This is a genomic window from Nocardia pseudovaccinii (genome assembly GCF_050942345.1).
Classification (GTDB): domain Bacteria; phylum Actinomycetota; class Actinomycetes; order Mycobacteriales; family Mycobacteriaceae; genus Nocardia; species Nocardia pseudovaccinii.
In genome coordinates this window covers 7,114,914-7,127,933 of the sequence record NZ_CP192074.1, presented here as the reverse complement: position 1 = coordinate 7,127,933, position 13,020 = coordinate 7,114,914, and the positions used below count along the sequence as shown (strand labels likewise).

The following is a 13,020-nucleotide window of genomic DNA, read 5'->3' as shown; positions in this document are numbered from 1 at the left end:
GCGAGGTATTCGCTGGTATGCGAAGCCTGCGCCGATGCGCTCGAGTGCTCAGGACGCCGGTCGAACTCGGCCGAGATAGGCGAGCAGCCGGTCGCCCGGGGCGCTGGTCGGCGGTTCGATCGGCGGAGCGAACAGGGGCCACCGGTCCGCGACCGGGACGAGTTCCGGTGCGACCGCCAGCAACTCGCGGGCGAGATGCTCCGGGATCGATGGGGCTTGGCGATCGGTGGCGGCGAGATCCCAAGCGTGGACTGTCAATTCGAGAGCACCGACGATCCCGAGGACGCGGGCGGGCACCGGCTTCCCGAAGACGACCACCGACCCGGGGTGCTCAATCGCCCAGTCACCGAGCAGGGCCACGGCTCGACTTCGAATATGCAGCGTCCCCGCACAATTCGGAAGCGGTGCACCCGGCGTGAGCCGAACCCGCCCACCCGCCAGACCTTCCCGCAATGCGGCAATCGACTCGTCCACATGCGCGAGCAGCATGCGCGTATTCCAGCCCTGGCACGGCGTGGGCCCTGACAGATCGGAACCGATGCCGGGCAGTACCGACAGCAGATACGCGACGGCCCGCTCGAGCAGATCATCGCTCATGGCAGTGCGGGCTCGGGCGATACATACGACGTGGGCAGTCCGAACGCCGCGAACATCGAGCTGTCGTGATATGAGACGACATGCGCGACCCCGGTCGCGGTCACCGTCAGGATCTGCAGCGATTGCGCCTGACCGCGCAGGTAGAACGCGAATCCGGGCTGACCGTTCGCGGCGATCGGCACCATCCGGACCTCGCCCGCGCCATAGGGACACTTCGCCCGAACGAGCTCGATGATCGTGGTATTGCCGCGGAACCACTCCTCGATCGGCGGCATCTCCCACACCGCATCCGACCGCAACAGCGTGACGAGCGTATCCATATCGGCGGCTTCGAATGCGGCGGCATAGCGGTCCAGCAGCGCGCGGATTTCGGGGTCGCCCGGCTCGGCCACCGGCGTGTCCGGCTCCAGTTCCGCGAGCGACGCATGTGCGCGCTGCAGCATGCTGTTGACCGCGGCAACGCTGGTCCCGATCAGCTCGGCGACCTCGGCGGCCTTCCAGTGCAACACATCTCGCAGTATCAACACCGCACGCTGACGCGGCGGCAGATGCTGCCAGGCGGCGATCAATGCCAGCCGCATACCCTCGCGCGCCGTGACGATGGCGGCCGGATCCGAGGTCTCGGGTGCGACGAGCCCATCCGGTATCGGCTGCAGCCAAGGAATCTCGGGCGCGAAGTTCACCGGGCGCGTGGGATCCGCGGTGGGCTCGGACAATCCGGTGGGCAGCACCCGGCGTCGCTGCTCGAGCGCATTGAGACACGCATTGGTGGCGATCCGGTACAGCCAGGTCCGCATCGAAGCGCGCCCCTCGAAATCGCCGTATCCGCGCCAGGCCCGCAGCAGCGTCTCCTGCACCAGATCCTCGGCATCGTCGACCGAACCCAGCATCCGGTAGCAGTGGGCGAGCAGTTCACGCCGATACGGCGCGGTACGGGCGGCGAATTCGTCGCGGTCGGTCATATGCAGTCCTTCCGGGTGCCCCGAATGGTGTCCCTCTGAAATATCGACCGCCGCGCCGCCCAGAACTCATCGGTGCGATGAGTTTCGGGCGGTGGTCGGTCGGTATCTGTGCGTGCCCGAACCATCTGGCACACCGAAACCAAAGGAAGGATCACCGTGAGCACACCAATCGTTTCGGCGGTGACACAGCGCTGGGTGCTGGTACTCGGCGCGGTCGCGTCGCTGATGGCGGCACTGGACACCCTGGTCGTCGCCACCGCACTGAGTACCATCCGGCACGACCTCGGGGCGTCGCTGCAGACGCTCGAATGGACCGTCAACGGATACAACCTCAGCTTCGCAGTCTTGCTGATGACCGCGGCGGTACTCGGCGACCGTTTCGGACGCAAGCGGATGTTCATGGTCGGGCTCGGTATCTTCGTCGCCGCGTCCGCGGCCTGCGCGATATCGACCACCGTCGCGACCCTCATCGCCGCCCGCGTGGTGCAGGGCATCGGCGCGGCATTGATCACGAGCCTGGCGTTGGCGCTGGTCAGCGCGGCGTTTCCGCCGGAGAAGCGCGGTATGGCGATGGGGCTGCTGCAGGGCATCACCGGTCTCGCCGTCGCGTGTGGCCCGCTGGTCGGCGGGGCAGTCGCGCAGGGGTTGTCCTGGCAATGGATCTTCTGGCTGAACGTGCCGATCGGGCTGATCGCTCTGCCGCTGGTGGCGGCCCGTGTTCCGGAGGGCTCCGGCCCCGACACCGCGGTGGACGGCACCGGATTGGCGCTGGTCACCGGCGGTGCTTTCGGTGTGGTGTGGGGTTTGGTGCGCGGCAATATCGCGGGCTGGTCGAGTTCGGAGGTGCTGATCGCGCTGGTCGGCGGGATCGCATTGCTGATCGCCTTCGCGGTCTGGGAAGCGCGCACCCGCGAACCGATGTTCCCGATGCGGCTTTTCGTGAATCGCGGTTTCGCGGCGGGAAATACCGCCATCTTCCTCACCTTCGCCGCCCTGTTCGGTGAGGTGTTCTTCTACGCGCAGTTCCTGCAGGCGGTCCTGCATTACGGCCCACTCGGCGCCGGATTGCGCCTGCTGCCATGGACCCTCACGCTGTTCTTCTGCGCACCGGTCGCCGGTGCGCTGGCCGACCGGATCGGGGAGCGGCCTCTGATGGTGAGCGGGCTGGCCCTGATGGCGGGCGGCATGCTCTGGATCGCCGTCATCGCCGACCCGGCGATGACGTACGGCTCCTTCGTCGTTCCGTTCATCGTCTCCGGCGTCGGCACGTCGATGGTGCTGCCATCGGCACAGAGTTCGGTGGTCGGCGCGGTCGAACACGCGATGCTCGGCAAGGCGGCCGGTGCCAACAGCATGATGCGCGAGTTGGGCGGGGTATTCGGAATCGCCATCGCGGCAGCGGTTTTCGCCGCAGCCGGTGGATACGGTTCAGTGGATGAATTCACCGACGGATTCGGCCAGGCGATCGAAGTCGGTGCGGCACTCGCTCTGCTGGGCGCGGTGGTCGCACTCGCACTGCCCGGGCGCAGGGCGGGCGCAGCAGTTGACCTCGAGGGGGTGACAGTATCCGTCTGAGCCGTCAATCCTGGTGGGGCGAAATGCTTTCCAGCCATGGGTGATCGGGGTGCACCCGCGACAGCCACTCGAACAGCCGGGACCTTTGGGAGCGGTCCATCATGGGTAGCGCACGACGGAAATCGGCTTCATCCTTGTCGCGGCGTGCCTTTGCCTTGAACAGGAGCGCGACTTCGGGAGTCGCGTACGGAATGCCCTCGCTGGTGTGGCGGATCAGATCTTCGTAGAGCAGGGTGATCGATGGGTCGCGGCGGCACACCCATCGATCACCGACGTGCGGTTCCCGAAACACGTCGAGCCGATAGCACCCGATCGCGGGTTCGCGTAGCCAGGTCTGATGGAAGTCTGCCGACTTCGCCGGAAACGGCCAGATTCGGTGGTCACCGATAACGTCCCACTCGAAACCGGGAAAAGCAGCGACAACCTCGCTGAATCTGCCTTGCGGGACACCGATTTCGAGGTCGCTGTGTTCCCGAGCCCCGCCGCCGGTGAACAGATCCAGCGCCCACCCCGCGGTCACGCACCACGGAACCGTGACATCCGACAACCGCTGCGCGACTTCGGCGGGCGTCCACGCCGCCCACAGTCTTTCGCATTCCTCCGCCGAAACCGCCCGCCCGTCCTCGGGGGACTCTCCAACATCCGGATCAGGCATCTGGACGTTCCTTCCAGGCGTGTGCGCCGACGAAAGGATTCAGCGTACGCGGGTGCCGAGCAGATGACGCACGCCGCCGACGAACAGTTGCAGACCGAAGTCGAAACGCGCTGTCGCGTCCGGGGTTTCGTTGAGCGGTGAGGCGTCGTCGGTGAGCGCACCGGCCGAATCCATCTGCATTCTGGACTGTTCGTCCACGGTTTGTCCGAGCACGTAGTACAGCAGCGTGTACGCCGCGAGTTCCGCTTCCGGCCGTGGCATCCCGCCCCGGATCGCGGCGCCGACGAGCCGTTCCCGACCCTTGCTCGTGGTGAGCCGGGAGGCATAGGTCGCCGAGACCAATTCGGCTCCGTCGCGATAGGCGAGCAGGCAACCGCGCAATCGGTGCGCCAATTCGGTGATCTGGTCCGACCAGTCCTCGGCCTCGATCGGATCCTCCATCGGGGCCAGAATCCGGTCGGCGACCGCGCCGAGCAGCGCCTGCTTATTGGGGAAGTGCCAGTACAGCGCACCGGGCTGGACCTGGAGTGAACCGGCGAGCCTGCGCATGGTCAGGTCGGCGAGACCGTACTGGTCGAGAATGGCGATGGCGCCGTCGACCACGTCCGCGCGGTGCAGCTGCACGCTGTTTCCTTCCCCGAGGTGCTTTGACTCACTTGTTACCGCTACCCTAGCCTGAACACCGTTCAAGTTGCACGGCCACCTCGGCCGGACGAAGGGATTCGTGCAGTGACCCAGGCACCCGTCCAAACCGACATTCTGGCGACCGCCCGCGAGCAGGTGCTCGAGCGCGGCGAAGGCCTGACGCAGGAGCAGACCCTCGAGGTGCTCCGGCTCGGCGACGACCGGCTGGAGGAACTGCTCGCCCTCGCACACGACGTGCGCATGAAGTGGTGCGGTCCCGAGGTCGAGGTCGAGGGCATCATCAGCCTCAAGACCGGCGGTTGCCCCGAGGACTGCCACTTCTGCTCGCAGTCGGGCCTGTTCCAGTCGCCGGTGCGCGCCGCCTGGCTCGATATCCCCAGCCTGGTCGAAGCCGCCAAGCAGACCGCCAAGACCGGTGCCACCGAGTTCTGCATCGTCGCGGCCGTGCGCGGTCCGGACGAGCGGCTGATGGCGCAGGTCGCGGCCGGTGTCGAGGCCATCCGCAACGAGGTCGACATCCAGGTCGCGTGTTCGCTCGGCATGCTCACCCAGGAGCAGGTCGACCAGCTCGCCGCCATGGGCGTGCACCGCTACAACCACAACCTGGAGACCTCCCGTTCGCACTTCCCGAACGTCGTCACCACGCACACCTGGGAAGAGCGCTGGGACACCCTGCGCATGGTGCGCGCGGCCGGTATGGAGGTCTGCTGCGGCGGCATCCTCGGCATGGGCGAAACCCTGGAGCAGCGTGCGGAATTCGCGGCGAACCTGGCCGAGCTCGAGCCGGACGAGGTACCGCTGAACTTCCTCAACCCGCGTCCCGGCACCCCGTTCGGCGACCTCGAGGTGCTGCCCGCCGCCGACGCACTGCGTGCCGTCGCCGCATTCCGGCTCGCGCTGCCTCGCACCATCCTGCGCTTCGCGGGCGGTCGCGAGATCACCCTCGGTGACCTCGGCGCCAAGCAGGGCATCCTCGGCGGTATCAACGCCGTCATCGTCGGCAACTACCTGACCACCCTCGGTCGGCCCGCCGAAGCGGACCTGGATCTGCTCGGTGAGCTGAAGATGCCGATCAAGGCGCTCAACGAAACACTCTGAATCGGTCACGAAAGAGGCTGGCGCCGTGAGTACTGTCATGGATATGGACGAGCGCTACAACCCGTTCACCGGCAAACGCATCGTGCCGGGGCTCGACGATACGGTCCCGGCCGCCGCGGCACTGGGACTGGAGCCGCCGCGCTTCTGTGAGCAGTGCGGTCGGCGCATGATCGTGCAGGTCAGCCCGGACGGCTGGTGGGCGAAATGCTCGCGGCACGGCGTGCTGGATTCGAAGAATCTGGAACACCGCTAGTGGTGGCCGAATACGGCGACGTCGGCACCGCCGCGCCGGGCTCGGCCCGGCTGGTGGGCGTGCGGCGCGAGCTGCGGGCCGCCGCGCTGATCGCGGTCGGTGTGGTACTGCTCAGCGTCGTCGGCGGCGTGGTGTGGGCCTTCGTCGCGCCCGCCGAGCAGTATCTGGTGGTCAAGGCGCGCGCAGGCGAGGTACCGGCCAAGGGCGCGGCCCTGACCGGGGAGAGTGTGCACCAGTTCGACGCGCTGGCGATCTTCGTCTGCATCGGCGCGGTGCTGGGTGTGCTGACGGCGATCGGCGCATGGCGTTGGCGTCGCGTGCGTGGACCGCTGCTGCAACTGGGGCTGCTGATCGGTTCCGGCGCAGGCGCTTACGTGATGTCGAAGGTCGGCGAGCAGATAATGCAGTGGCAACATCCTATGCCCCACGACCCCGCGGTCGGCCAGATCGTACTGCTGCCAGTGGACGTCGGCAGTTGGCTGGCGCTGCTCGTGCAACCGCTGCTCGCCTCGCTGATCGTGCTGTTCCTCGCTGCGCTCAGTCCGACAGAGGATCTCGGCACCGGCTTCAGCGGACCGCTCGGCGATTCGCGGCCATACTTCACTGCGGCAAGCGGATTCGCGTCCGTCGACAATGCCGATTCGTATCGTGGCGCTGCGAATGGCGGGCCGGTGCCCTACGGTGTGCCGTATGACGGCTTCGGACCGCCCGGTTCGGATCGCGCGCGCTGACGTTATCCGAACCGTTGCCCACGCGGCGGCACAGACGTACCAGAACGGCCTAGAATTATGGGACACGCTGTGCGTTCAGAGAGGAACGGATCGTGGCCTTCGTCGGTAGCGGACCAGTGGTCGAAGAACTCGACGCGAAATTCTGGCGGGTCGTCGAGCCGCTCGTCTATCACGGTGCCACACAGGAATTCGTCATCCCAGCGGGCTTCCGCACCGACTTCGCGTCGGTGCCGCGGGCATTGGTCTGGCTGATACCCCGCTACGGCGCCTACACCCGCGCCGCCATCCTGCACGACTATTTGCGGAGCTCGCACGAGGTGAGCACCGCCGACGCGGACGGCCTGTTCCGCCGCTGCCTACACGAGTTCAACGTATCGGTACCGCGCCGGTGGATGATGTGGGCCGCAGTGCGTTCGGGGAGCGGACTGCGCGGCGCAACTCTCGGTGATATCGCACGCTTTCTGCTCGTCGCGATTCCCTCGATACTGTTCCTGGCGATCCCGGTCGTCGTGGTGCAGGTATTCCTGTGGCTGTTCTGGTTGGTGGAGTTGGTGTTCTGGACTCTAGCGCGCGTCGGACAGCGCACCGCCGCCCCACCACCACAACCCCAGATGAAGACCGCCTGACCGTCCGGTCCGGAACTCTCTTCAAACAGTTCGACCTGCGTATTCGCCTGTTCTGATCGAGGCTCGCGTTCGCGACCCGTCTTAGTCTCATTGCACGCCAGGGGGTGTCGCTCCCGCTATCGGAACGTGCAGGAGGACAGATGGAATCGCGTCTGCGACCGTCGCCGAGAACCGTTTTCGCACAACAATTCGCCGCGCTGTTCGAGGCCGCGGGCAATCCGACGTTGCGTCGGGTGGCGACCGCGGCGGAGGTACGGATGCGGGCGGCACGAGCGCCCGGCCAGAAGAACGGAGCCTCGGTCCAGCGCATCAGCGACTGGAAGTCCGGACGCAACGTGCCCGCGCGATTCGAATCCCTGCTGCCCGTCCTGCTCACGCTGATCGACGAGGCGCGCAAGTCCAGTAAGCCGGTGCCGCCCGCACTACTGGATGTGCAGGAATGGCAACGGTTGTGGGCGGCTTCGAATGCCTGGGATCCGGCATCCGAAGCCACCGAAAGTCCCTATCTCGGTTTGACCTCCTACCGGCGGGCCGACGCCGAGTTGTTTTTCGGCCGGACACGGCCGACCGCGGAGCTGGCCGAATTGGTCCGCGCCACAGTGGGTCCCGAGGGCGACGGCGGCATTGTCATGCTGGTCGGTGCCTCCGGCGCGGGTAAATCCTCGCTGCTGGCAGCGGGTTTAGTTCCTGCCATCACCGAGTCGGTCGAGGAGTGGGCGATCGCAACCGTGACTCCCGGTGCCACACCTGTCGCGGCACTGCTCGCGGCCGTTTGCGCGGAATCCGGCGGGGAGGCTGTAGATGGCGCAGTCGGAGCCGTGTCGACTGACGTTGCTGTGCATGCGGGACACGTGGACGACGCCGGGCGCGGAGAAAGCTCGGTACTCGCCAGTGACTTACGGCCCATCGCTGGTTCCGAAAACGCCAACGGTTCCACAAAATCCGTCGCTACTGCGCTCGCTGAATGGGGCACGGGCAAGCGTCGACTCCTGATCGTCGACCAGTTCGAAGAACTCTTCACCCTGTGCCGCAACGAGAACGAACGTGCGCTCTTCCTCGCCAGCCTGGAACATCTCGCGATCCGCGGCGAACGCGAACCGGCGGCCGTCGTTATCGCCGTCCGCGCCGACTTCTACGCCCGCTGCCTCGACATCCCCGTCCTGGAAGACGCTCTCAAACACCGTAGCTACCTCCTCGGCCCGATGCGTCTCGACGAACTCGCCGAAGCCATCACCCGCCCCGCCGAATTGGCAGGCTACAAACTGGAATCCGGCTTGGAAGAACTCGTCATCAGCGAGTTGTGCGGACTCGGCGGCGACCGCAGAGCCTACGACCCCGGCGCCCTACCCCTGGTCTCGCACGTGATGGCGGCGGTATGGCAGCGGCGCGACGGCACCCGCCTCACCATCGACGGCTACCACGCAGCGGGCGGCGTCATCGGCTCTGTCGCCGCCACCGCCGAAAAAGCCTGGAGCGAACTGACCGAATTCCAACAGTCCATCGGCAAACAGGTACTCCTCGGCCTGGTAGCAGTCGGCGACGACTCCCGCGACACCCGCCGCAAAGTAACCCGCACCGAACTGATCCAACAAACAGTGGCCGCCGCCGAGACCGCGCTAGAAGTGCTGGCGCGCATCAGACTGATCACCCTCGACGCCGAATCCGCCTATCTGACACACGAAATCGTCCTCGACGCCTGGCCCCGCCTACGCATGTGGATCGACGAGGACCGAGTCGGATATTTGGAACGTCAACGGCTGCAAGCGGACGCGGCCGACTGGGCGACCGGTGATCGCGATCCCTCGCTGCTCTACCGCGGCGCGCGGTTGATCACCATGCAGGAGCATGCGGACAAGGGCTCGATCGGCGTCGTGGCGGAAGAGTTCCTGGCGGCATCACAGCAGGCACGGCTGCGTACGCAGCGGCGGTCGTCGGCGCGGATGGCGGTGCTGGCCCTGCTCGGTGTGATCGCACTTGTGCTGGCCGGTGTTGCCTTCGTGCAGAGTGGCACTGCGAAAACCCAACGCGACAATGCGATTTTCGCCGGGCTTCTCGCAGAGGCCGACCGACTACGCGATCGAGATCCATCACTCTCGGCTCAGCTGGTCCTGGTGGCGAACAAGCTTCGGCCGGATGATCTCGAAACTCGGGCACGTTTGCTCGATACGCAGACCCCGCCGCTGGCGACGCCGCTTGTCGGTCATGTGGGCGTAGTGTGGGACTTCGCCCTCCGGCCGGACGGAAAGGTCTTCGCTTCCGTCGGTAGTGACCAGACCGTTCGCCTGTGGGACTCGTCCGATCCTGCGCACACATTCGCATTGGGCAAACCGATTGTCGGGCACCAATCCTCGGTCGTTTCGGTTGCGTTCAGTCCAGACGGAGGTCTGCTCGCGTCGGCGAGCTACGACCGGACTGTGCGGCTGTGGGATGTGCGGGCACCGGAAAATCCGATCTCGATCGGCGCACCGATTCCGACCGGGGGTAGCGGTGTCCTCAGCTTCGGTCCGGATGGAAAGGTGCTCGCAATCTCCGGCGGCGATCGTGCGGTTGCGTTCTGGGACATAGCGAATCCAGCAGATCCGCGACCCATCGAGACCCAATTTTCGGACCTCGGCGCCGTATCGTATATCGGGGCATTCAGCCAGGATCGGCGTTTGATGACCACCATTGATCTCCAGCACAACCTACAACTCTGGAACATTGCCGACCCCAGGCAGGTTCGGCCTGTCAGCCGACTGTTCGGTGCTGGCTCCGCCGCCATCTTCAGTCCGGATGGTCGGATCCTCGCCGTGGGTGGTGGCGAAAGTCAGACGGTGTCGCTTTGGGACTTGTCCGATCCGGCGATACCACGCCAGATCGGAAGGCCGATCGTCGTCGGCTCGTCGTTGGTGGGTGCCCCGTGGGCATTCAGTTCGGACGGCAGGCAGCTGGCGATCGGGTTCACAGACGCGAAAATAACCGTTCTGGGGCTCGACAATCCGGAGCAGCCGGTTGTTTTCAGCACCCCGACTATGAAGGACATCGGCGTTGTGCGGGCCCTCGCATTCGGTCCTGGTGGACACCTGCTGACCGGGGGTTTGGAAGGTCCGATCAGGATGTGGTCGCTGCCCGATCCACAGTCTGGTGCGTCGGGCTTCGCCGATCGCATAACCGGGCTGAATATGAATTCCACCGGCAGTGTGCTGGCATATGGCACAACATCGGGAACCGTCGAGATCTTGCGCACCGACAATCCGCGCGCGGTACGTCTGGTGGGCCGAATACCGATGAAGGATCCGTTCCCGGACGTGGTGGTCAGTCCGGATGGACGCACCATATTGGTCAGAGGAATGAAGGAAGGTGCGGCGCTGTTCGACATCTCCGATCCCGTGGCTCCGCAGCTTTTGGCAGAACTGCCGAGGAGTAGGTACGGCTCGAATGCGGCGGCGTTCACTCCCGATTCGAGGTACTTGCTCAGCATGGACAATCCGACAGGGTCGGAGGGGCCGATTCAGATATGGGATCTGTCGGATCGTGCGCGACCGCGTGCTGTCGGCGCGCCGATCGACGTAGCGGGCGGGCGCGATCTGGTGTTGCGCCCAGATGGTCGAGTGCTGGCGGCTATCGGCGAAAACGTGGCGTTGTGGGATATCTCGAACCCATCCGAGCCGCGACGACTCGGGCAAGTATCGACCGGTCGGCCGGAGCGATTGACGCGCGCCGCGTTCAGCCCAGACGGACATGTCTTGGCGAGCTCGAGCGACGACCGGACCATCCGACTCTGGGATGTCAGCGATCCGGCTGCTCCCACACCTATCGGCGATCCTTTGGTCGGCAATTCCGTCGAGGTCACATCGTTGGCGTTCAGCCCTGATGGACATCTGCTCGCGTCGGTGAACCTCGACTCGGAAGTTCGTATGTGGGATTTCAGCACGGGCGTTCGCGCTGTCGCGGTGCGGTATGCGCTCGCAACCGCGGTGTCGAATGACGGGCGGTATTTGGCATTCCACCCCGCGGGCGAGTTCCTGCTGACTGCGAGCGGACCAGGCGGCATCCGGTGGTGGGATCTGGACCCCCAGCACGCAGCGGACCGCGTTTGTGATGTCACACGTGGGTTGCTTACTCCACAGGTATGGCGGGATCACGCGCCGCAGCTCCCATACCAACCGCCGTGCGGGTGAAAAATCAGTGGTGGCGGTGTTGGGGGCGCGGATACCGTTGGCGCACAAGGTCGAGCATGGGAAGGAGGTGGCGATGAGCGAGGATGTGTTGACCAGGCATGGGCAGGGGGTGCTGGTTCCGGAGGTCGGGAAGTCGGAGCGGGCGGATCTGGTGGCGTGGCGACGGCGGGATGCGTTGCGGCGGTCCAGTGCCGCGCAGCCGATTCCCAGTGCGCGGCGGTATCGGCGGAAGGCGAAACATAAGGGACGGGAGCGGGATTGAGGTTGCGTCCCATGTGACCCCGTTTTCACGTGCGAAGGCATGTGAGGACGGGGTTTTCTGTTGTCGATGGGGCAGAGCAGCTCGGACGAGATGGTGGCTCCCGGTGTCAGATTTTCGGCATTGGGCATCTGGTGAGCAACCCGTTTGTGGCGATATCATCGGACAGTCACGAAAGTGGTTCTGCCGCAGGGCTTCACTGCCCATCACCACAAGCATTCATCCGCTCCGAAACGATGAAAAGGCGACCGGCTTCCGGTCCGGATAACTCGTATCCGACTGTGACCAGCCATATTCGGCGACTCTGCCCAGCATCCCGTACCGGTCGGAGCGGTCGCTCCCTACGGTGTGAGTTGTTCGAACCGCGGAGCTGGATTTCGGTCTCGGCTCCGCGAATCACCGGAAGGATTCAGCGATTCGGAGGGGAGAGCAATGTCCTGGAAATCAGCGGCAGCGGAGTCGGCATTCCCATGCCTCTGGCCGGTGTTCGTTTTGAGCTCCGGGCACCTGGGGGTGCCCGGCGGGCTGTCCGAGTAGAAGGGGAGTGCCCTGGTCGATGGTGACCAGGGCACGCTCGGATGCCGTGGCCCCTATGGCAGTGGCCACGGCACAGTCCATTTCGAGCTCGGCGATCGCTTCGGGGGAGCGGTCGCCGAACTGGGCGGGGCGATCGTGGGGCAGGCGATCGCGGGGGTCAGGTGGGTGGGCGCAGTGCGGCGAATTCGTCGGTGACTCGGATTTCGGAGTCGGTGAACCGATAGACCGCCGCGGGGCGCCCACCCGCCCGGCCGGGGGATGCGGTCGCGCCGGTCGGCGTGATCACCTTGCGGCGGGTCAGAACTCGCTGCAGATTCGTCGTGTCGACCTCGTAACCGAGCGCGGCGCAGTAGATTTCGCGCAGCGTGGACATGGTGAACCGCTCGGGTGCCAGCGCGAAGGCGATATTGGTGTAGGAGAGCTTCGCGGCGAGCCGGGTGCGCGCGTGTTCGACGACCGTGCCGTGATCGAACGACATGCGCGGCAGCTGGGAAACCGGATGCCACGTGGTGTCCGAGGGCAGCTGCGGGTCCGCGGTCAGCGGCACCAGCCCCAGATAGGCCGAGGCGATCCGCCGTGGTGCGGGCACCCGGTCCGGATTGCTGAATACCGACAGCTGCTCCAGATGCGCCAGCTCGCGCACATCGACCTTCTCGGCGAGCTGGCGCCGGGCCGAGACATTGAGGTCTTCGTCGTCGCGCAGCCGTCCGCCGGGTAGCGACCAGGTGCCCTTCTGCGGGTCGAGTGCCCGCTCCCACAGCAGCACCGCGAGTTCGGTCCGCTGACCGGGCGGACATGGCCGAATCAGCTCATCTGTCATGCGCGCAGGGCTACTACCTGCGGTGATGTTGTCGGGGAAGCGCCGAACCTGGAACACCGCGGTGAGTGTTTCGTGGATGGTGCTACTATGGGCCACGTTTTC

General features: G+C 65.7%; 12 protein-coding genes. 7 read left to right on the top strand and 5 right to left on the bottom strand.

All coding sequences use genetic code 11. The annotated features are described in order from the left end of the window. Positions 1 to 48: 48 nt before the first annotated feature. Positions 49 to 597, bottom strand: a complete 549-nt coding sequence (locus tag ACQPZ2_RS32105) for a maleylpyruvate isomerase family mycothiol-dependent enzyme (RefSeq protein WP_433521863.1) — start codon at positions 595 to 597, stop codon at positions 49 to 51. Continuing rightward, a complete protein-coding gene (locus ACQPZ2_RS32100) occupies positions 594 to 1,559 on the bottom strand; it encodes a sigma-70 family RNA polymerase sigma factor (RefSeq protein WP_433521862.1) in 966 nt (321 codons plus the stop codon). Before ACQPZ2_RS32100 ends, ACQPZ2_RS32105 begins: the two co-directional genes overlap by 4 nt. 156 nt (positions 1,560 to 1,715) lie before the next feature. On the opposite strand from ACQPZ2_RS32100, the gene ACQPZ2_RS32095 reads away from it, so the two are divergent. Then, positions 1,716 to 3,134 carry a DHA2 family efflux MFS transporter permease subunit gene (locus tag ACQPZ2_RS32095; protein ID WP_433521861.1) on the top strand — a complete coding sequence of 473 codons (1,419 nt, stop codon included), beginning with the start codon at positions 1,716 to 1,718 and terminating at the stop codon, positions 3,132 to 3,134. Positions 3,135 to 3,138: 4 nt separating this feature from the next. Here ACQPZ2_RS32095 and ACQPZ2_RS32090 read toward each other — a convergent pair whose 3' ends face one another. Continuing rightward, complete coding sequence (locus ACQPZ2_RS32090; RefSeq protein WP_433521860.1) at positions 3,139 to 3,789, bottom strand: nucleotidyltransferase domain-containing protein; 651 nt, start codon at positions 3,787 to 3,789, stop codon at positions 3,139 to 3,141. Positions 3,790 to 3,828: 39 nt separating this feature from the next. Then, positions 3,829 to 4,413 carry a TetR/AcrR family transcriptional regulator C-terminal domain-containing protein gene (locus tag ACQPZ2_RS32085; protein WP_433521859.1) on the bottom strand — a complete coding sequence of 195 codons (585 nt, stop codon included), beginning with the start codon at positions 4,411 to 4,413 and terminating at the stop codon, positions 3,829 to 3,831. A gap of 105 nt (positions 4,414 to 4,518) precedes the next feature. Here ACQPZ2_RS32085 and bioB point away from each other — a divergent pair, with 105 nt between their 5' ends. The 6 genes from bioB (at position 4,519) to ACQPZ2_RS32055 (ending at position 11,564) form a co-directional block, all read left to right on the top strand. Continuing rightward, complete coding sequence (bioB, locus tag ACQPZ2_RS32080; RefSeq protein ID WP_063042115.1) at positions 4,519 to 5,532, top strand: biotin synthase BioB; 1,014 nt, start codon at positions 4,519 to 4,521, stop codon at positions 5,530 to 5,532. Positions 5,533 to 5,569: 37 nt separating this feature from the next. Continuing rightward, complete coding sequence (locus tag ACQPZ2_RS32075) at positions 5,570 to 5,785, top strand: hypothetical protein (RefSeq protein ID WP_174566222.1); 216 nt, start codon at positions 5,570 to 5,572, stop codon at positions 5,783 to 5,785. Between the two features lie 2 nt (positions 5,786 to 5,787). Beyond that, positions 5,788 to 6,516 (top strand): DUF2567 domain-containing protein, encoded by a 729-nt coding sequence (locus ACQPZ2_RS32070; protein ID WP_433521858.1) that lies wholly within the window; start codon positions 5,788 to 5,790, stop codon positions 6,514 to 6,516. A gap of 92 nt (positions 6,517 to 6,608) precedes the next feature. Continuing rightward, the gene (locus ACQPZ2_RS32065) at positions 6,609 to 7,142 is read left to right on the top strand and encodes a DUF1353 domain-containing protein (protein ID WP_433521857.1); all 534 of its coding nucleotides are present in this window, start codon (positions 6,609 to 6,611) and stop codon (positions 7,140 to 7,142) included. Positions 7,143 to 7,282: 140 nt separating this feature from the next. Continuing rightward, positions 7,283 to 11,302, top strand: coding sequence for a hypothetical protein (locus ACQPZ2_RS32060; protein ID WP_433521856.1), 4,020 nt, complete (start codon positions 7,283 to 7,285; stop codon positions 11,300 to 11,302). Between the two features lie 73 nt (positions 11,303 to 11,375). Further along, positions 11,376 to 11,564, top strand: coding sequence for a hypothetical protein (locus tag ACQPZ2_RS32055; protein WP_397087997.1), 189 nt, complete (start codon positions 11,376 to 11,378; stop codon positions 11,562 to 11,564). 691 nt (positions 11,565 to 12,255) lie between these two features. Here ACQPZ2_RS32055 and ACQPZ2_RS32050 read toward each other — a convergent pair. Further along, positions 12,256 to 13,014, bottom strand: a complete 759-nt coding sequence (locus ACQPZ2_RS32050) for an NUDIX hydrolase (protein ID WP_433521855.1) — start codon at positions 13,012 to 13,014, stop codon at positions 12,256 to 12,258. Between the last annotated feature and the right edge of the window lie 6 nt (positions 13,015 to 13,020).

Coding starts and splice junctions, on each gene's coding strand:
- ACQPZ2_RS32105 (WP_433521863.1), bottom strand. CDS start 597: ATGAGCGATGATCTGCTCGAGCGGGCCGTCGCGTATCTGCTGTCGGTA.
- ACQPZ2_RS32100 (WP_433521862.1), bottom strand. CDS start 1,559: ATGACCGACCGCGACGAATTCGCCGCCCGTACCGCGCCGTATCGGCGT.
- ACQPZ2_RS32090 (WP_433521860.1), bottom strand. CDS start 3,789: ATGCCTGATCCGGATGTTGGAGAGTCCCCCGAGGACGGGCGGGCGGTT.
- ACQPZ2_RS32075 (WP_174566222.1), top strand. CDS start 5,570: ATGGATATGGACGAGCGCTACAACCCGTTCACCGGCAAACGCATCGTG.
- ACQPZ2_RS32060 (WP_433521856.1), top strand. CDS start 7,283: ATGGAATCGCGTCTGCGACCGTCGCCGAGAACCGTTTTCGCACAACAA.
- ACQPZ2_RS32055 (WP_397087997.1), top strand. CDS start 11,376: ATGAGCGAGGATGTGTTGACCAGGCATGGGCAGGGGGTGCTGGTTCCG.